Below are 18,623 nucleotides of genomic sequence, written 5' to 3'. Positions count from 1 at the left end.
CCATAATGCCCTAACACCATCATGGAAAACTTGTTTAGCGAAATAATATCACAACACCCCCAAAGCTGCAAGTTTTCTTAGCTTCTAAAAGTATTCGCGGCCATCCCCCCAGCTATAATTCCTCCGCATCATTGGACCATAAATGATATGGGTCTTGACCGTGGCTCTAACCTTAAAATGAGAGTCCAAAAAATCAATCAACGAAGGAGAGAGGGAAGCCACATCGCTATTGATGGCACATAAGTTACGAGTAAAAGGGCCCCTACCATGGCTACGTAAAATGGAAACATGGCCTTTGTCACTTGTTCAATCTTGCGCTTACCCACAACGCACCCTACAAAAAGTGCATTTCCCACAGGAGGTGTACACAGCCCTATTCCTAAGTTCATCATCATTATGACGCCGAAATGAATCGGATCCACGCCCACTTGCTTCACCACAGGCAAAAAGATTGGCGTAGTTATAAGAATTAAAGGAGCCATATCCATAATCATCCCCAAAAAAAGCAAAACGACATTGATGAGCAAAAGCACTGCGTATTTATTGTGAGAAACTCTAAGGATAGCCGCAGCCACTGCATCGGGCACTTTAAGATAGGCCAAAAGCCAGGCAAACGCTGTGGCTGACGATATCAAAAACAGCACCGCTGCAGCTGTCGTGAGGCTCTCTCTGAGCACACGGAAAAATCCGTCACGCGAGAGTCCTTTGTAAACGAAGGTGGCTATAAGAAGGGCGTAAATTACGGCCACCACCGAGGACTCGGTTGCCGTAAAAACTCCGCTTAGGACACCCCCTAAGATGATAGCGATGGTAAAAAGTCCCCATGACGAATCGAGAACTATTTTAAGCGCTTCTTTTCCTTTTATGCGTGGCACGGTAGGATAACCTTCCTTTACCGCGATGACATAGGCTGGCACCATGAGGCACAACCCTATCAAAATTCCAGGGATTGCACCAGCAAGAAAAAGCCTGGCTATGGAAAGGCCACCTGCGGCATACGCGTATATTATTGCGTTGTGGCTGGGAGGTATTACCAACCCTTCAGTGGATGAGGTGACCGTTACGGCTATGGAATAGTCACGGTCGTAGCCGTGCCTAACCATCTCCGGGATAAGCACCGAGCCTATGGAGGCCGTATCAGCCACGGACGAACCGGACATGCCGCCAAAAAACATAGATGCCACTATATTGGCGAAGGAAAGCCCTCCTCGCACATGTCCCACAAAAATATTGGAAAAATCCACTAACTTCTTCGCTATGCCCGACTCGGTCATTATCTGCCCCGCCATGATAAAAAAAGGAATGGCCATCAAGGAGATATTATCTAAAGGGTCCGCCATCCTCTGCACCATCACCATGGGAGGAAGCCCTAAATAAAAGGTAGTGAAGAAGGAGGAGAGGACAAGAGAGACGGATATGGGAACATTAAAAAACATTAATGCGAAAAAACTCAAGACGAGTAACGCTACGGCACTCATGCCTCTCCCCCCTCCTTCATTATTTAGCCATATCTTGAATTTGCTTTATTAACTCCTCATACTGAGCTCCATACTTGTCGTAAATAGGCTTCATGGCCTCAATAAAGGGGCCCTTTTCGGGCTCGATTATCGTGCAGCCAGCAGCCTTTACTTTTGATAGCGCTATATCTTCGTCCTTAAGCCACAGCTTCCTCTGAAGCTCCTGCCCCGCTATCGCCACCATGCGTATAATTTGTCTGTCCGTGTCAGAGAGCTGGTCCCAGGTTCTTTTGCTCATCAAAACAACCTCGGGTACCATGGCGTGCTCGTCTAAAGAGTAATACTTAGCCACTTCGTAATGGCTGGTCTCTAAGTAACTAGGAGGGTTATTTTCAGCGGCGTCGATGACGCCTGTCTGCAGTGCAGTATATACCTCTTCAAATGCCATGGGCACAGCCTTGCCACCGAGGGCGTTTATCATGTCAATCATTACCGGGCTTCGTTGCACTCTCACCTTTAGTCCTTTAATATCGCTCGGCGAATAAATAGCCTTCTTCACGCTGTAAAAACTGCGGGCTCCTGCGTCCATGTAGCCTATGCCCAAAAAGCCAACGTCTTGCAAATCTAAAAGCATCTGTTGGCCCAGGTCACTCTCTAAAACTTTCCACATATGATCTCTATTTTTGAAGATATAAGGAAGGGAGAAAACTGATATTTTAGGGTAGACCGCCGTAACTGGAGATATAGAAACGCGATTGATATCTATAATCCCCATCTGTGTTTGCTCAATAGTCTCCTTTTCGGAGCCTAAAACTGCGCTTGGATATACTTCGATAATTATGCGTCCTTTGGTCCACTCTTTCGCCAACTTCGACATGAGTTCAAGCCCTTCAACTGTGGAATAGCCCTTAGCGTGGTCGCAGGCGGCTTTAAGAATTATGGATTCTCCTTTCTTTTCCATTGCAGAGGCCATCTGAACGCCGAGCGTCACAAACGCTACAAGCAACATCACTGCCACCATACGCTTTTTCATTTGAAACACCTCCATTTAAAACTTTCTAAAGGCACATAGACGTGCTATTGGTTTCTCTGCGCTGCCCTCCTTTCTGTAATAAGATTTAGAAGCCTCTCCCCCGCAAAAAAGACCATTATTAAGCCACTAAAAGGGAGGGCGAAATATACATGAGAGACCTTGAGGCCTGTAGCAGGGAGAATTTGAAATTTTGTGAGCCTTAAAATGTCAAGGCCATAATTAAACAGGAAGAAACCTAAAACAAAATAAGATAAACATTCTAAAAATGAGGGGAATGAGGAATTTTCTCCAAAGACCCAGCGTGCGAAGAGTTCGAGGGATATGTGAATAGAAAAACGCACGCCCCAAGCCGCTCCTATCAAGGCAAAAAAGATCATGAGCACACCCAAAAACTCCTCAAGCCACGAGATAGGAGAATTAAAACAATACCGCATTATTACTTGGAAGAAGGTCAAAAAAATCAACATCAAAAACAGAACATAAAGCACGCCCCTTAAAACCCGCTCTAACACGGCAAAGGTGCGCACTTTATCACCTCCTCCGCAATTAGTTTATTCTGATTTGAAGTCGGATGTCAATTGCTCGAGTAGCCGTTTAGCGATATATTGTGTATACATTTTTGTCCCTCACAAAGCAGCCGGTGTTCCTGCCCTGGGCCATGGCCTCGCTGCAAAGGCTGCAACAGACGCAGACCTTTTTCTCGTCAAGATGTCCCTTTTCTAAGATATCTCGGGCGAAATCGGGATATGCGAAGGCCATGCGGCCAAAGCCAGCCAACGAAACCGCTCCCCTCGAGATGTTCGATGCGGCCGCAAAGGGAGCATAGTTCCTGAGCCACGTGTAGGCAAATCCAACGACCGGAAGATCGGGAAGATGTGTCTGTAGGCGTTCGACCAAGCCAAAAGCGCGCGATACGCCTTCCAACGGATGCTCATCCGTTGGAAGCGCTCCTGCAGGCGGGCGCTCGTAAGGGCGCCCGACGTGGGGATTGTAATAGGGTGTTCCGCTGGAAGCACAGATCAAATCTACTCCAGCGCCCTTCAAGCGGCGCACGAGCTCCAAGGGCTCGGTTAAATCGGGGACGCGAGGGTTTTCTTTGTCTACGCCCCAACCATGAGGATACGGAATGCCGTCATAGAGGTTGAGGCGCACGGCCAGCAAAAAGTCATCGCCCGCTGCGATTCTAATTTTCTTAACGACGTCGAGGAGAAAGCGCGTGCGCCCTTCAAAGGACCCGCCGTAAGGCCCCTTTCGCAGAAAGGCGGAAAGCATGTCAGAGACCAAATAGCGATGGCAGCTTTTTATGTCGACGCCGTCGAAACCGGCCTCTTGTGCCAAAGAGGCGGCATCGGCGTATAACCCCTCCATGGCCTCTATTTCCTCATCGGAAAGGAGCGGGGCATCGGGAGGTATGCCAGGAGGTATGCCAACCCTCGGATCCAGATACGGATTGCCGACGACCAGCGCAGGCTTTGTGCCCTTAGCCTTTCTGTACCGGCCGGCATCGTGAAGCTGGAGGATGCACAGGGGAACGTGCCCCAACTCGTCGGCAGCGGCGTTTCGCATTGCGTTCAACAGGCGAGCTAAATCCCCTCGGTTTTCGGAGGTCAGACAAAGCTGACGATCTGTGCTTTTGCTCATTGGATGTATAGCAACGGCTTCAAGCCATATAAGACCTGCTCCGCCACGGGCATATCGCTCGTATCGTCTGAAGGTGAGCGCCGTGGGTTTACCGTCAGCGGTGGCGTCGCGCCCCTCCATGGGTAAAACGGCGAGCCTGTTGTGGACATTGCGCCCCTTCAAGTGCAACGGCTGTGCCAAGCTTGATAGGTCGTCGCTGAAATGCACCTCCGCGCCCAAAAGCGACGCCTTCGCTTTTAACTCCTCCAACGACTTGAAGTTAAAGGGTTCACGGACGGCCATGGCGCCTCTGCCTCTCCAAAATAGCGCTGTTGCCAGTGGTGATGGGGTTCCTCGTCTCTATCTTCATCTCTCCTTCGCCGGTCCGCCGTATGACGATATATTTATGCCAGGCCTCGTCGTCGCGAGGGATGGGGTTTATATCTTCCTCTGAAGCAAAGCGCAGATGGGGACCGCGGCTTTCGTCCCTTGTGATAGATGCCCTTAAAATCGTTTCCGCCAAGGGAAACATCAAAACCGTCTCTGCAGCGAAGGCAAGCCCCGCTTCGTCCTGCGCTACTTTTTCGCGCCTTAATGCATCGAGTTCTCTTAAAGCCTCGACAAGGCGCCGCTCGGTTCTAAAGACTGAAGCAGAGCGAGACATTATCTTTTTAATCTCACGCCGGACTTGAGATGCCGCAAGTCCTCTTCTGCCTTTTAAGTCTTCGAGCCCCTCCAATGAATTTCGCAGTAACGTATCATTTACAATGGGAAGTTTTTTGAGTTTTCGCGATTCTGTCGCCGCATTTTCGCCCGCTATCCTGCCAAAGACCTGGCAATCCAAAAGGGAATGCCCCCCGGGGCGGTTGGCTCCATGCTGACCCCCCGCACACTCTCCGGCGGCGTAAAGCCCCAAAAGCGAAGAATTGGCGCGCTCTCTGATCTTCACCCCTCCCTGAAAGTGCTGGGCGCATATCCCCACCTCTATCTTCTCCCCTGCGGATAGGTTGATCCAGCGCTCCTCAAACCACTCCACGGCTTGGGGATTGATCTCGCGTAGCCTGTTTAACGGCGAAGCGCGCCTCGCCTCCTCACCCAAGTTTTGGCGCATCTCGCCCGTATAACGATCGCGATTGCGTTCGCTTAATAACTCAAAGCTAAATCCCCGCGGATTTTCGGCGTAGTCGAGAAAGACCCTATGCCCCTTATCTATCTCTTTGTATATGGCCACGTCTACAATGCGAGTATCGTGTTCATACGATACGGGCCAGCTGGAACCCTTGCGAAACAGGATGTCGTAAATTTGAGCAAAGGGAGTATCTGCTGGGAAATAGTCGATCAGAAATTCCCTGCCGTCTTCGTCGACAATCCTGGGAAGAGCGCGGAACATGCTCCCCGAGCAGTTAAAATTTGTCGCAAGGGAGGCCGCGCCAAACTGGATAAACTCCATATTGACGAGCTCGGCCCCTGCGTTCAAAGCCATGCCGTAGCTGCTTCCGGTGTTCTCCTCTGGAAAGACGTTGAGGGCAAAAACCTGCCCTCCACCCCCCGTAGCGAGCACCGTAGCGGCTGCATAAACGATATCCAGCGCTTCCCCTCTGGGATCCCTTTCGTTCAGAGCTGCCACGCCCATCACTTTATCTTCATAACCATCTCTAAGAAGAAAGACAGCTGCGCGGTGCTCCATAAGTTCTATATCTAAGGAGCGCACCCTCTTAACCAGAGCTTGTTCTATGTCTACAGCGGTGTAGGGTCCGGTATAGGCCGCTCTCGCATACTCGGAGCCATCCGTTACGAACTGGTCCACCTTGCCGTCAGGTCTCTTGACGAAAGGAACGCCCAAATTCAGGAGATACTCCAGGGCCGATCCAGATTCGCGCGCCATTATTTCGGCCAGATCCTCGTCAGAGACATATCCGCCCATGCGGTAAACATCGTCGGCATGATATCGCCAATTATCGGGGCCACCCGGCTCGGTATAAGGGAGCGTGGCGTGAAAAGCCATCCTGTCGGAACACGCTTTCGCCGTCACGCCGCTTTTCCCCAATTCGCCTTTGGTGAGGACCAGGACGCGCGCCTGCGGGGAGACCTCCTTAGCGGCGATGGCAGCCCTCAGGGCCGCTCCGCCCGAACCCACCACCAGCACATCGCATTCAGTTTTAGAGATATTCATAACCTCACCCTTCGCCCCTCTTCGGCCGAAAGGTAGGCGGCATAGGTGACCTTGACCGTTTCGGCAGCGAGCTCGTAACCGGATATGGGCTCGCGGCCAGTGACGACACATTCCATGAAATCTTGTATTTCCCAGGCGTAACCCCTCATGAGCTCCTCCTCGAGAAATACGCTCTGCCAACCTCCCTTGGTCTCCACCTTCTCAGTTATGTAGACGTCTTTCAAGAAACCCGGGTCGGGGAAATAGGTCAGCATGGCGTCGTTAGGGGCAATGTTGCAGATCTCGACGCCGTTGTCGCAATATAGTTCAACTATGTTGCGCGTCCCCCCCAAGACGACATCCCCCGCTATGACGAGGCCCTTCGTATTGTCGTTAAATGTGAGGCTTGCGATGGCCCAATCCTCCACATCCATAGGGCTGGCCTCGATAAAGCGCTTCCTCTGGGAAGGCAGCCCTTCGGTCAAGACTCCAACATCAGCCACCACTTCTTTTACTCCCATACTGTCGCGTTCAGCCCGTTTAAGATATAAGAGCGCTGACAAGGGATGACATCCCTGGCGTATCAGTGCGCCTCCGCCAGTCATGCTCCACTTGGCAGCATGAGGAGCATGGGAACCGCTATGGCTCTCTTCCCCCTTTAGAAAAAGGATGTGGCTTCCCGCTTTCTTTATGATCTCGACTGCCTTCTGTATGGCAGGGGCGTATACCCAGTTCTCGGCATACATAAAGAGCCTGCCGCTTTCCCTGACAGCCTCGCCGATCCGCTCTACGGTAGCGAGCACCGCCTCGTGCATTTTTACCCTGGATACGTTCTTGCCTATAGGCTCTTCTTCGCCGCCTTCACCGCAATAACCTGTGAGCGGCTTTTCACAGATGACATGTTTGCCCGCCTCCAAAGCCTTGACGATCATTTCGGCATGCAGATAGACAGGAGTGCATATGTCGATCACGTCGATCTCGTGATCTTTCAGCAATTCGTCGAAGTCATCATAGAAATCTTCCACGCCGAAGCGCGTCATAAAAGCCTCGGTGCGCGGCATATTGCTCCCCGTGGCAGCAACGGCCTTAATCTTCACATCAACACCATGCACCCTTTTGTAGGCTTTCCCGTGGATATCGGCCACGAAACCGCTGCCTGCTATGCCAACCGTCACTCTTTTCATAATTTATCAGCCCCCTCATCGTGCACTTCTGCCAAAGGCCCTTCCAACAAGCCTCCTGACGGGTTCTATTCTGCCCAAAACCGTGAAAAGGATCGCCAGAAACAAAATAAGGGATATAGGCCTGGTGAAAAAAGGAATCAGACTGCCGTTCGTGAGGACGAGGCTGCGGCGGAGGTTGTTATCCAAAAGATCCCCCAATATGATCCCCAACATGGCCGGCGCCACTGGGTAATCCATCTCCTTCATGGCATAACCTATGATCCCGAATACCGCCATCACCATCACGTCGAAAAGCTTCCCCGAAAGGGCGTAAGAGCCTATGACGCAGAGGGCGAATACCGCCGGCATGAGCATTTCCCTCGGAATGGAAAGTAACTTCACAAAGGAGCGCACGAGGGATAATCCCAATACAAACATGGCACAAGTAGCCAACAGAAACATGCACACTACCTGGTAGACGAACTGTGGCGACTCCACCATCAAAAGCGGCCCAGGGCGCACGCCGTGGATCAACATGGCTCCCAAAAGTACGGCTGCAGGAGCAGAGCCAGGCACCGCCAGGGATAGAACTGGTATCACTGCACCTCCTACAGCGGCATTGTTGCCCGTCTCGGCGGCTATCAATCCCTCGATGCTTCCCTTGCCGAATTTCTCTTTTTCCTTGCTGGCCCTCCTGGCGAAATCGTAGGAGACCCAAGCGCCTATATCCTCCCCCACTCCAGGGATGGCGCCGATGATCGTACCTATTATGCCTGAGCGGAGTATGGTCCTCCAGTACTTGAAGATCTCCTTAAATCGCGGCAAAACCCTCTCCACCGATGTGCTCACCACCTGGGCTGCCGGTTGCTTCATTACCATGAGGACTTCAGAGAAGCCAAAGATCCCTATCATCGCGGGAAGCAGCTGTACGCCCCCGGCGAGGTTTACGCTGCCGAAGGAAAAGCGACTGTAGGCATGCATCCCCTCCATCCCGACCATGGCCACCAAAAGGCCGAAAAAGCCGGATATCCATCCTTTGAGCGGATCTTTGGCGCCTGTGAGGGTGCCGCAGATCGTGACTCCGAAGATGGCGAGCCAAAAATACTCAAAGGAGTGGAACTCCAATGCGATGTTTCCAATCATAGGGGTGAAAATAGCAAGCATTAAAACACCAAATACAGAGCCCAGAAATGATGCCGTCGTAGCGAGGCCCATAGCCTCACCTGCTCTCCCTTGTTTGGCCAACGGATTGCCATCTACAGTCGTGGCAGCATTTGCCGGCGTGCCCGGGATGTTTATCAAAATGGCCGTCCTGCTGCCGCCGAAAATGCTGCCCACATACATGCATATGAGCACCAATATGGCATGAGATGGTTCGAACTTATAGGTGAGCGTGGTCATAAGGGCAACGCCCATGGTGGCGGTGAGCCCGGGAAGCATTCCCACTATGATTCCAAGCTGTGTGCTCCACAGCACGTCGAACAAAAGCCTTGGGGTCAAAAATTTCACCAATTCCCCTGCAAAAATTCCTAAACCCTCCAGCACCTACTGATCACCCCACTTCAGGGTAACCTAACCAAAAAGAGGTAGCGGAACGTCAAAGCTATGACAGCAGCGACGACGATCGCCTCGCCCACGGCAAAGGCCCATACCTTTCCTTGAGAACGAGGGACTTTTTCCAACCACAGTTGGAAGGCGAGCACAAAAGTCAGGATGTAGACAGCCGTGAGGGGGAAATAACTGACCTTACCCAACAGCAACACATAAGCCATCGATAGAACTAATGCAGTAAAAAATCGCGCTATAGAGGCGTTCGCAAAAAACATCCTCAACCTTTCGAGCGTGATGCCCAACCTGTAGCCACCGGCTCGGATCGAGCGGACGAAAAGGGCGCCCCCCAGGAACAAGAGCACTACCCCCAAAAAGCCGGGGACGACGCCCGGGGCAGAATATTTATGAGCTCCCACCTCGCTAAAGGTGGGCATCGTCCAGGAGAGCACAACGGCCCCTCCGCCCAACGCCATAATGACGATGGACGTCACAAAATCTGCCTTAGGCAGATTGGTCTCTCTCATGTGCCAAACACCTTCCTCTATGCTCGAGGGGAGGAGGCGATCCCTTTCCCCTCGAGCCTTACCATCCTACGGCCGCGGAATCCCCACTTCTTCGGGGGACACCTTGGCCCTGCCCAAATCGTAGTAAAGCCAAGCCACGGTTTGAGTGAGGGTGAACGCTTTCTCTCTGGCCTCTTTGCCTACCGCTGGGTCGAAGACCGCTCCTCTGTCTAAGGCATAGTCCTTCACCACTTGAGAGTTGCCTATTATGTCCACCCAGAGCTTATCGAGAGTGCTTATCACCTCATTCGGCACGCCCTTAGGTATGAATATGCCAAAGTAAAAGGGTATTGACTTGAAATCGGAAAGCCAGTTGGTCACAGGTGGAATTGCCCCATAGTCCTTCACTTCCAAAGGAGAGACATCGAGCACCGCCAAGGGGCGAAGGCGCTTCGCCCTGATCATGTCCACCTGTTCGCAGGCAAGCTGACAGACCACGGGCGTCTCCCCGCTCACACAGGCCACCACTGCCGGGTTACCGCCAGCATACGGCACATGCTTATATTCGAAGTCGCCATATTTGCGCAAGCTCTCCATGCCAACGCGTCCTCCCGAGACCTCCCCGGCCGTGGCCACGGGGATCTCTCCCGGCTTTTCTCTGAAGGCAGCCAAAAGCGACCCGAAATCTTTATACGGAGTATCGGGATGCACCGAGATCACTATGACGTTAGCCACGCTCAGATACAAATGCCAATCGTCGAGGGTGGTGTCCAAAAAACCCATGACCTTATAGGTGCCAAGGTCTGCCACTGCTCCAGAGGCCCACGTATAGCCGTCTCTCTCGGCGTCCAGAACCGTCTTCGTGCCCACAGAACCGGAAGCACCCGGTTGGTTCACGATCACGATCTTCTGCCCCAACGCGCCCTCAAGTTCCCCGGCGCAGACGCGCGTTATCTGGTCCGTGGAGCCACCTGCAGCCCACGGGACGATGCACGTGATGGGCTTGTCCGGCTTCCACTCGCCTGAAGCAGTTACGGGTACAAACACGAGCACCGCACAGAGCATGGCCAAAAACGCCTTTCTCATCGCCCACACCTCCTTCGGTCTCTATTTTGATAGTGGAAAGCATAGACTCCCAGACGCCGTTCAATCTCAAACATCTACCACCCCCCTCGCTTTCTATCTCTTGTAGCCCAGCTCCCTCGATATGAGAAGCGCCGCTTCTTTGACCTTCTCCCCCAATCGAGAAGACTTCGCGCCCGAAAAGCGATACGCCGGAGCCGAGATGCTCACCGCCCCCACCGGATAGCCCCGAAAGTCGAGAATGGCAGCCCCTACGCAGCGGATACCCTCCTCATTTTCCTGGTTGTCCTCCGCATAGCCTCGCTGGCGTATCATCTCCAGCTCCTCGCGCAGCTCTTCGGGATTGCTCTTGGTGTGTCCCGTCTTGGGCTCAAGCGCCGTCTCGCTCAAATACCTGCACAGCTCGTCTTCGGGCAGCGCCGCCAAGATCGCTTTGCCGGCAGATGTGGAGTAAAGGCTTAACCGCGCACCGATCCTCGACCGCATCCCCACAGGATGGGGGCTTTCAAGCTTTTCCAAGTAATAGGCCACACCGTTTTCGTATACGAAGAGATGAACTGTCTCTTTGGAAAGCTCCCACAACGATTCGAGATGCGGACGCGAGATCTCCAAAAGGCTCGAAGCCCGGCGGTGCGACTCCGCCCACAGCAGGACCGCCGGCCCTATCTGGTATTTGCTTTCTCTATCCTTCAGCACTACACCATGTGATTGAAGCGTGGCTAATATCCTGTGCACGGTAGCTTTGGACAACCGAGTGACTTCAGCTATTTCTGTGATGCCCACAGGCCTTCTTTCCTCAGCCATGAAGTTGAGAACCGAAAGTGCTCTGTCTAATACTCGTACGCCCTGTTTTTCTCTCATGTCAACAGACCTCCGCAACTCTCCTCAGTCGAACAAGAGATTCGGCAAAAACAATACTATCTGGGGGAAGAATAAGAAAATCAATAATATGATCGTTAACAATACAACATAAGGGATGCACGATTTGGCGATCCGTTCAAATGGAACGCCAGAGACGCTGGACAGTACGTAAAGAACCATGCCAACCGGCGGTGTCATAAGGCCTATCATCAGATTAAGGATTAAAAGCAACCCGAAATGAACCGGATCTATACCGAAGTGGTTAGCCACAGGCATCAGTATGGGAGTGAGGATGGTGATGGCCGCTATCGTCTCCATAAATGTTCCAACAAAGAAGAGCAAGGCCATAATGGCAAGCAGCACCGTGTATTTGCTTGAAAAATAGCTCACAAAGATGCTCGTGACAGCTTGGGGAACCTGAGACACCGCTAAAACCCAACCGAAAAGAGAGGCTGTAGCCACTATGAAGAGGACGCTCACCATAGTGCCTATTGTATCGAGCACAATCTTAGGGATATCCCTTATCCCAAACTCTTTGTAGTATAGCGCCAAGGCTAAGCTATAAAGCGTAGCGATAATGGCAGCTTCTGTGGGCGTAAAGATGCCTCCCATGATGCCGCCTAAGATTATCACCGGGGTAAGGAGCGACCAGAAGGCTTCTTTAAGGGCAATAAGCCGCTCTCGCGCGCTGGCCTTCTTCCCCTTGGGATACCCGGCCCTTTTGCTCTGGAAGTAGACCAAGATAGACAGAGCAAGGCCCATCAAGAGGCCTGGGACGATGCCGCCTATGAAGAGCCTCCCTATAGAGACTCCGCCTATCGCGCCGAAGACCACGGCCGGCACGCTCGGCGGTATTATAGGACCTATAGTGCTCGATCCGGCCGTGACGGCGAGGCTGAAGTCATCGGGATAACCTGCGTCTCTCATCGCTTTCAGCTCTATGGCCCCCAAGCCACCTACATCGGCTATGGCGGTGCCGGACATGCCGGAGAATATAATGCTCGCCAGGATGTTCGCATGCCCCAATCCACCCGTGTAATGTCCCACCATTTTATCCGCGAAGTTGAAGATCCTGCTCGTTATGCCACCGGTATTCATGATCGAACCTGCCAGCATGAAGAAAGGAACGGCCATGAGAGGGAAGGAGTCGGGCCCCGCCATGAGGCGTTGCGTCACCACCCGAAGCGGTATGTCATTGGCGAATATGTAGACCAGTGAACTCATAAGGAGCGTAAAAGAGACAGGCACCCTCAACAGCAAAAGCAGAATGAAGGTGAACGCCAAAAGCAGCACGTCAAAGCCCTCCTGCCAAGAGCAGCTTTAAAAGCTTTTGCAGAAGCCGCACCTCTCCTATGATCAACCCTATCGGCACAGAGGCACTCACCCAGCTCATAGGGATCTCCATCGCCGGCGATGGGATGCGGCTTACGGCGACGGTGTACCGTATGCCAGAAGGAATGATTGACGCCACGAAGGCCATCATCGCTATAGTCGTCGCTATCTCCACATACTTTTGGACATTGTGATGAAAAATATTCATAAAGGCCTCCATTTTTATATGAAGGTTTTTCCGCACGCCGTAGCCAACGCCGATAAAACAGATCCATATATAAATATAGCGAGCGAACTCTTCGCTCCAAACCAGCGGACTATTGAAGACATACCGCATGATTATCTGCAACGTGAGGGCAAAACCCATGGCCAACGTCCCAGCGATCAAAAAAAGCTCGTCTAATTTGTCCATGCATTTGACAAGACCTCTGCACAACCACACCACGCCGCTTCACCTCGCCGATCGAGCATGAGGGGGCCTGAAATTCCAGGCCCCCTCAACCCCTGCTATTCCACCGACTGTATCTTCTGATACAGCTCCCTTCCCCATTTATCGATATTCTCGTCGATGGCCTGCTGAGCGGCGCGCCTGAAGGCCTCGATATCCGGCTCTATGACTTCCATCTGGCCGGAAGCTCTTATTTCCTCTATTATCTGCTTTTCGGTCTCGAGGACCTTCTGGTTCGTAGCGTCAGTTGCGCGCCTGGCCTCCTCCTCGAGGATACGCTTTTCCTCATCTGAAAGTCCGGCATAGACTTTGGAATTTATGACGATGGGGGTCATCTGGATCACGTGACCTGTGAGGCTCAAGTATTTTTGGACCTCGTTGAACTTCTGCGTCACGATCGTGGGCAACGGGTTTTCCTGGCCGTCTACAACGCCTTGCTGGAGGGCGAGATAGACCTCGGACAGTGCCATAGGCGTGGGCTTGGCGCCGAAGGATTGCATGATGGCGATGCTCATCGGCTGATTGGGAACGCGCATCTTGAGTCCCTTTAAGTCTTCGGGGGTGCGCACCGGGACCTTAGACGTGGTGACGTAGCGCGTGCCGTAGTACATCACGTCTAACACTCTTATGTCCGACTTCTCCTCCAGGGCATCCCAGAGCTCTTTGCCTACCTCCCCGCGGGCCACCTTGAGGGCGTGATCTACGCTGCGGAACGTATAGGGGCCGTCGAAGACGAGCACAGGGGTGTAGCGCTTGCCCAGCTCGCCAGGGCCCACGATGGCCATCTGGATTATCCCCTGGGAGACGCTCTCCGCGATGTCCTCTTCAGACCCCAATTGCCCAGCGGGAAATACCTGGATCTCGATCGTCCCATTCGTCCTTTCTTTTACCCGTTCCGCCATTTCCTTCATGCCGTCGTTGAAAGGATGATCAGGAGCATAGACGTGGGCGAGCCTCAAGACCTTTTTGTCCGCTGCCTGCCCCGGGACAGCAACGCTCGAAACCGCAACCGCCACAGCCAACGCCACGACCAAACATGCCGCCTTAAAAACCAACCTTCCTTTCATAGCACGCTCACCTCCCTAAAACTTAAGGATCGCCTTGCACACTTCGTGCGGATTCTCCTCGATGAAAGAGATGGCCTTTTGCGCATCTTGAAACGGGAACGCGTGAGAGATGATTTTGGAAGGGTCTACATCACCCCTTTCTACCCATTTGATCGCGGTAGGAAATTGTTTATTGTTTAACCTCGAACCTAATATATCAAGTTCCCTGCGCATGATGTCAAGGGGAGAAATTTGGGCCTTCTCGGGCGGGTAGCCCAAAACGACCACCCTCCCAGCTTGCGAAGCCAGTTTCGATACGACAAGCTCGAGCACCTGAATGCTTCCGGTAGCCTCGAATATGAGAGGAAAACCCTCGCTGCCGGTAAAATCCACGGCGAAACGCTCGAGGTCTTGGGTGCTGCTGTTAACAACTGCATCCGCTCCGCAAGAGACAGCCATCTTAAGGCGCGAATCCACCACATCGGCGACGGCCACCTTGGCCCCGAGGGCCTTCAACCCCTGGAGTATGACGAGGCCTATGGGGCCTGCGCCGCACACGAGCGCCATATCGTCACCGACAGCCCTGCCGCGGCTTAAGGCCTGTGCGGCGATGCTGTAAGGCTCGACGGTGGACGCCGCCTCGAAAGAAAGAGATTGGGAGACTTTGTAGACTTTGTCCCTCGTGGCTATGATGTATTCTTGGGCCCCACCGTCCACGTGAACACCCAGACACTTTACATCTCTGCAGACGTTGGGCCTCCCAAGTCGGCAGGCATAACAACTACCGCAGGAGATGACGGGGTCCACGACGACCTTGTCACCTGCAGAGAGGCCCAAGACGCCTTTGCCTACGGATGCAACCTCGCCCGATATCTCATGCCCTATGACGCGAGGGTAAGTGGCAAAGGCGGACCTGCCACGGTAGACGTGCATGTCAGAGCCGCATATCCCAACGGCCTTTACCTTGATCAAAATTTCATCCGGGCCGGGATCTGGCGGCATGGGCCTTTCGGCGATCGCCAACACACCAGGACGAGCGACCTCTACTGCTTTCATTAGATCAACCCCTTCTTAAGACAGGTATCGAACTCAGGCTACGCGAAAGCGCGCAAGCGCACTCTCTGTAGGCGTCGTGCTGGCCCCGGGCATCCGGGGGATACAAAAACGCCCGCTGCATACCCTCGCAGGTTCTTCAAATACTTCTTTGAGCCAAGGGATATATTCGAGCGTATCGCAGGCGGGGTGAGCGATGGACAGGTGTAAGTGTACTTGGGCCATATCCCCCACATGGGGCACCACCGGCAAACGATGGGCATAAGCCAGATCGGCCACTTTGAGCCATTCCGTTATGCCGGCTAATCTCGTTACATCTGCCTGCACGATGTGCACAGCGCCCATAGCGATGAAGTTCGCAAAGTCGCAAAGCGCATAGAGCTGCTCTCCCAAGGCTATGGGCGTATCTATCGCGTTCGCGAGGCGAACGTGGCCGAGCAAGTCTTCAAACCAAAGCGGTTCCTCAAACCAAACTACATCGTAATCGCATAAACACTTCCCCATGCGCAAGGCCGTCGGCAAGTCAAATTTTCCGTTGGCATCCACCATCAATTTCCTCTCGGGACCAATGGCGTCCCGCACGGCAGTGATCCTCTTTCTGTCAATCGAGATGTCGCTGCTTCCCAATTTTATCTTTACGCCGTTATAACCCTCTTCCTCTACCAACCTTTTGCACCCTGAGACCAATGTCTCCAAAGAAAGGTGGAGCCATCCCCAATCGGTGTTATATGCCTCTATGCGCTTACCTTCGTCGCCGCCCAGCAATTTCCACAGGGGCACTACAGCCGCCTTGGCCCTTATGTCCCAGAGGGCTATATCGACTGCGCTCAAGGCAAGGTGCGTTATGCCGCTCCTTCCGACCCACCGAATCGGAGAGTAGTTATACAGCTTGTTCCAAAGGGCTTCCGTCGAGGTGGGATCTTCGCCGATGAGAAGCGGTCCATACGCCTCTTTTATGCACTCAGCTATGAGCCTATCGGTGGGCAGGTGACCGTGGGTGCCCGTATAGCCGAAACCCACGATTCCACTATCGGTTTCGATGCGCGCCATGGGCACTCCCCAGCGATCGACCTTATGGGAGCTGTCCTCGATATGGCCACCCGTCACAGGGACGTGCAAGACGAAAGAGTCTACGGCAGTTATGTGCATGGTCGAATCTTTACCTCCAAAGGCTATGCCTTTTCGAGCACCGCTTTATTCACCACCGAGTCAGGGCGCTCGCCCTTCAACGCCTTCGCAACTGCCAACGCCGTCTTCCTTTTTAATTCCACGTAGGATTCCTCGGAATAATAGGCGGCGTGCGGTGTAACTATTAGCTTATCCCGCACGCTGAAAAGGGGATTATCCCAATCCGGCGGCTCATGCTCCATCACGTCGATAGCCGCTCCGGCGATCCACCCCTCTTTCAATGCCTTGTACAACGCCGCCTCGTCCACGAGCGGCCCCCTTGACGTATTTACGAGGTAGGCGGTCTTTTTCATCGAACGCAGCGCGGCTTCGCCAAAGGCGTGGCGCGTCTCTTTGGTGAGCGGAGCATGAATAGAGATGAAGTCCGAACGCTTCAAGAGATCTTCAAATGTGACTAACTCAACCTCGTCCGAGCGCAGGACATAGGGATCGTAGGCTATTATATGAAGCCCCAATCCTTTGGCCTTCTTGGCGGTGGCAAAGCCCAACCTTCCGAGGCCGTAGAGGCCCAAGACTCTACCCTGCAAACGAAAGATGGGGGCTGCGAGAGTCACATCCCACCTGCGTTCTCCCACGTAGCGATCCAAGAAGACCACCTTCCTGGCGCAGGCCATGAGCAGCGCTATTGCGTGGCTCGAAACCTCATCGACGCAATAATCGGGCACGTTGGCCACGATGATGCCCCGCTCTGTGGCAGCATCCACATCTATGCTATCTACGCCGACGCCATACCGAGCTATCACCTTGCAACGCTCCAGCGAATTTATGACCTTGCGCGTAATTGGGGCATACTGGTTCAGGATGCCGTCGGCATCGCGCGCCACCGATATAACTTCATCCTCGGTCTTGCACTGAGCCAGCACAACCTCTGCATCAAGTTCTTTTAATACCTCGCGCTCCTCGTCCACCGACGGATGATCGCAATCCGTGATCACTACCTTAAATTTACCGCTCATGTCCATCCTCCTAAAACGTAAAGTAGATTCACTTACAAGAGTAGCGATTTAGGACCTTTCTGTCCACATCGATGCCCAAGCCCGGCCCTTGCGGTATTTTAAGCGAGCCGTTTTGTGGAATGATAGGCTCAAGGAGCAGCTCTGTCCTAAAAGGGTTTTCCGTGGTGTCGTATTCAAAAATAGGCTCAACGGGGTTTGCGGACATAGAAGCGGGCGGAATCGCAGCTATGAGGTGCAAATTCGCCGCTAAGGCAACGCCGCTTCCCCAGACGTGGGGGAGATATCTCACGCCCCAGGCGCTCGCCATGGCGGCGATCTTCTTGCACTCGGAAAGCCCGCCGGTGGAACACGTATCCGGTTGCACGATATCCACCGCCCGCTTGGACAAAAGCTCTCTGAAGCCAAAGCGCGTGTACTCGCACTCCCCTCCAGCAACAGGGATAGAAAGCGCACGCTTGACCTCGATATAGCCTTGTATGTCCTCAGGTGGCACCGGCTCCTCGAACCACCCGATCTCGAAAGACTCGATGCCCCTTCCGACCCTTATAGCGCTCGAGGCGTCGTAGGCGTGATTCGCGTCTACCATGAGCTCGACGCCAGGGCCTATCGCATCTCTCACTGCTTTTACATACACCACGTCGCGCTCGTATCCATAACCTATCTTCATCTTCATGGCCTTAAAACCGGCCTTGACGTGGCATTCGGCCTCGTGTGCCAATTCTTTTGGCACGTCGTCCGTCCGCTTGAGGTATAACCCCGTAGCGTAGGCGGAGACTTCGTTCCGGAACGCGCCGCCCAAAAGCTTGTAGACCGGAACGCCCAAGGCTTTGCCCATCAGGTCCCACAAGGCGATGTCCAAACCGCTTAAAGCAGCTACCATGACCCCTTTTTGCCCGTAATCCCTAAAGCGGTTGTAAAGCTCTTCCCAGAAGACGCTTACTTGAAAAGGGTCCTTGCCTACCACAAGAGGTTTATAAAGCTTTTCCAATATGGCGCCGGTGGCCTCAGGCGGACCGTAAGCTTCACCCCACCCAACCAGGCCTTCATCCGTTATAACCTCCACTATCATGGCGCCCCGCTTATGGAACCACCACTGAGAAAACCCAAATGGCTCCTTAAGCTCCGCTTGCATCACGTGCGCCTTCACATCCTCAATCTTCACGTCGTAAATTTGACC

17 protein-coding genes are annotated in these 18,623 nt (G+C 53.2%); all 17 read right to left on the bottom strand.

The genetic code is table 11. The features are described 5' to 3' along the window. Positions 1–197: 197 nt before the first annotated feature. Positions 198–1,478 carry a TRAP transporter large permease gene (locus EZM41_RS07835; RefSeq protein WP_198470561.1) on the bottom strand — a complete coding sequence of 427 codons (1,281 nt, stop codon included), beginning with the start codon at positions 1,476–1,478 and terminating at the stop codon, positions 198–200. Positions 1,479–1,497: 19 nt separating this feature from the next. After that, positions 1,498–2,490, bottom strand: a complete 993-nt coding sequence (locus tag EZM41_RS07830) for a TRAP transporter substrate-binding protein (protein WP_198470560.1) — start codon at positions 2,488–2,490, stop codon at positions 1,498–1,500. A 44-nt stretch (positions 2,491–2,534) separates the two neighbouring features. After that, positions 2,535–2,957 carry a TRAP transporter small permease gene (locus EZM41_RS07825; protein WP_269778885.1) on the bottom strand — a complete coding sequence of 141 codons (423 nt, stop codon included), beginning with the start codon at positions 2,955–2,957 and terminating at the stop codon, positions 2,535–2,537. Between the two features lie 127 nt (positions 2,958–3,084). Further along, a complete protein-coding gene (locus EZM41_RS07820; protein ID WP_198470558.1) occupies positions 3,085–4,413 on the bottom strand; it encodes an oxidoreductase in 1,329 nt (442 codons plus the stop codon). Beyond that, entirely contained in the window at positions 4,400–6,283 is a 1,884-nt protein-coding gene (locus tag EZM41_RS07815; RefSeq protein WP_198470557.1) for an FAD-binding protein, read from the bottom strand. Before EZM41_RS07815 ends, EZM41_RS07820 begins: the two co-directional genes overlap by 14 nt. After that, positions 6,280–7,446 carry a Gfo/Idh/MocA family protein gene (locus EZM41_RS07810; protein WP_198470556.1) on the bottom strand — a complete coding sequence of 389 codons (1,167 nt, stop codon included), beginning with the start codon at positions 7,444–7,446 and terminating at the stop codon, positions 6,280–6,282. The genes EZM41_RS07815 and EZM41_RS07810 overlap by 4 nt, the downstream gene beginning before the upstream one ends. 15 nt (positions 7,447–7,461) lie before the next feature. Further along, positions 7,462–8,970 carry a tripartite tricarboxylate transporter permease gene (locus tag EZM41_RS07805; RefSeq protein WP_198470555.1) on the bottom strand — a complete coding sequence of 503 codons (1,509 nt, stop codon included), beginning with the start codon at positions 8,968–8,970 and terminating at the stop codon, positions 7,462–7,464. Positions 8,971–8,987: 17 nt separating this feature from the next. Beyond that, positions 8,988–9,500: a tripartite tricarboxylate transporter TctB family protein gene (locus tag EZM41_RS07800; RefSeq protein WP_198470554.1), complete on the bottom strand. Its 513-nt coding sequence runs from the start codon at positions 9,498–9,500 to the stop codon at positions 8,988–8,990. A 66-nt stretch (positions 9,501–9,566) separates the two neighbouring features. After that, positions 9,567–10,565, bottom strand: a complete 999-nt coding sequence (locus EZM41_RS07795; RefSeq protein WP_198470553.1) for a Bug family tripartite tricarboxylate transporter substrate binding protein — start codon at positions 10,563–10,565, stop codon at positions 9,567–9,569. A 93-nt stretch (positions 10,566–10,658) separates the two neighbouring features. After that, positions 10,659–11,423 carry an IclR family transcriptional regulator gene (locus EZM41_RS07790; protein WP_198470552.1) on the bottom strand — a complete coding sequence of 255 codons (765 nt, stop codon included), beginning with the start codon at positions 11,421–11,423 and terminating at the stop codon, positions 10,659–10,661. A 24-nt stretch (positions 11,424–11,447) separates the two neighbouring features. Next, positions 11,448–12,716 carry a TRAP transporter large permease subunit gene (locus tag EZM41_RS07785; RefSeq protein WP_198470551.1) on the bottom strand — a complete coding sequence of 423 codons (1,269 nt, stop codon included), beginning with the start codon at positions 12,714–12,716 and terminating at the stop codon, positions 11,448–11,450. Position 12,717: 1 nt separating this feature from the next. Next, a complete protein-coding gene (locus tag EZM41_RS07780) occupies positions 12,718–13,167 on the bottom strand; it encodes a TRAP transporter small permease (protein WP_198470550.1) in 450 nt (149 codons plus the stop codon). A 95-nt stretch (positions 13,168–13,262) separates the two neighbouring features. Further along, positions 13,263–14,270: a sialic acid TRAP transporter substrate-binding protein SiaP gene (locus tag EZM41_RS07775; protein ID WP_198470549.1), complete on the bottom strand. Its 1,008-nt coding sequence runs from the start codon at positions 14,268–14,270 to the stop codon at positions 13,263–13,265. Positions 14,271–14,285: 15 nt separating this feature from the next. Then, entirely contained in the window at positions 14,286–15,305 is a 1,020-nt protein-coding gene (locus tag EZM41_RS07770; protein ID WP_198470548.1) for a zinc-binding alcohol dehydrogenase family protein, read from the bottom strand. Between the two features lie 33 nt (positions 15,306–15,338). After that, positions 15,339–16,451: a mandelate racemase/muconate lactonizing enzyme family protein gene (locus tag EZM41_RS07765; RefSeq protein ID WP_198470547.1), complete on the bottom strand. Its 1,113-nt coding sequence runs from the start codon at positions 16,449–16,451 to the stop codon at positions 15,339–15,341. 23 nt (positions 16,452–16,474) lie between these two features. Continuing rightward, positions 16,475–17,446: a C-terminal binding protein gene (locus EZM41_RS07760; protein WP_198470546.1), complete on the bottom strand. Its 972-nt coding sequence runs from the start codon at positions 17,444–17,446 to the stop codon at positions 16,475–16,477. Between the two features lie 28 nt (positions 17,447–17,474). After that, positions 17,475–18,608 (bottom strand): enolase C-terminal domain-like protein, encoded by a 1,134-nt coding sequence (locus EZM41_RS07755; RefSeq protein ID WP_198470545.1) that lies wholly within the window; start codon positions 18,606–18,608, stop codon positions 17,475–17,477. Positions 18,609–18,623: the final 15 nt, after the last annotated feature.

This window comes from Acetomicrobium sp. S15 = DSM 107314 (genome assembly GCF_016125955.1).
Lineage (GTDB): Bacteria > Synergistota > Synergistia > Synergistales > Thermosynergistaceae > Thermosynergistes > Thermosynergistes pyruvativorans.
The sequence above is the reverse complement of the archived record's forward strand: the minus strand, read 5'-3'. Positions and strand labels throughout refer to the sequence as shown.

Coding starts and splice junctions, on each gene's coding strand:
- EZM41_RS07835 (WP_198470561.1), bottom strand. CDS start 1,478: ATGAGTGCCGTAGCGTTACTCGTCTTGAGTTTTTTCGCATTAATGTTT.
- EZM41_RS07830 (WP_198470560.1), bottom strand. CDS start 2,490: ATGAAAAAGCGTATGGTGGCAGTGATGTTGCTTGTAGCGTTTGTGACG.
- EZM41_RS07825 (WP_269778885.1), bottom strand. CDS start 2,957: ATGTTGATTTTTTTGACCTTCTTCCAAGTAATAATGCGGTATTGTTTT.
- EZM41_RS07820 (WP_198470558.1), bottom strand. CDS start 4,413: ATGGCCGTCCGTGAACCCTTTAACTTCAAGTCGTTGGAGGAGTTAAAA.
- EZM41_RS07815 (WP_198470557.1), bottom strand. CDS start 6,283: ATGAATATCTCTAAAACTGAATGCGATGTGCTGGTGGTGGGTTCGGGC.
- EZM41_RS07810 (WP_198470556.1), bottom strand. CDS start 7,446: ATGAAAAGAGTGACGGTTGGCATAGCAGGCAGCGGTTTCGTGGCCGAT.
- EZM41_RS07800 (WP_198470554.1), bottom strand. CDS start 9,500: ATGAGAGAGACCAATCTGCCTAAGGCAGATTTTGTGACGTCCATCGTC.
- EZM41_RS07795 (WP_198470553.1), bottom strand. CDS start 10,565: ATGAGAAAGGCGTTTTTGGCCATGCTCTGTGCGGTGCTCGTGTTTGTA.
- EZM41_RS07790 (WP_198470552.1), bottom strand. CDS start 11,423: ATGAGAGAAAAACAGGGCGTACGAGTATTAGACAGAGCACTTTCGGTT.
- EZM41_RS07780 (WP_198470550.1), bottom strand. CDS start 13,167: ATGGACAAATTAGACGAGCTTTTTTTGATCGCTGGGACGTTGGCCATG.
- EZM41_RS07775 (WP_198470549.1), bottom strand. CDS start 14,270: ATGAAAGGAAGGTTGGTTTTTAAGGCGGCATGTTTGGTCGTGGCGTTG.
- EZM41_RS07770 (WP_198470548.1), bottom strand. CDS start 15,305: ATGAAAGCAGTAGAGGTCGCTCGTCCTGGTGTGTTGGCGATCGCCGAA.
- EZM41_RS07765 (WP_198470547.1), bottom strand. CDS start 16,451: ATGCACATAACTGCCGTAGACTCTTTCGTCTTGCACGTCCCTGTGACG.
- EZM41_RS07760 (WP_198470546.1), bottom strand. CDS start 17,446: ATGAGCGGTAAATTTAAGGTAGTGATCACGGATTGCGATCATCCGTCG.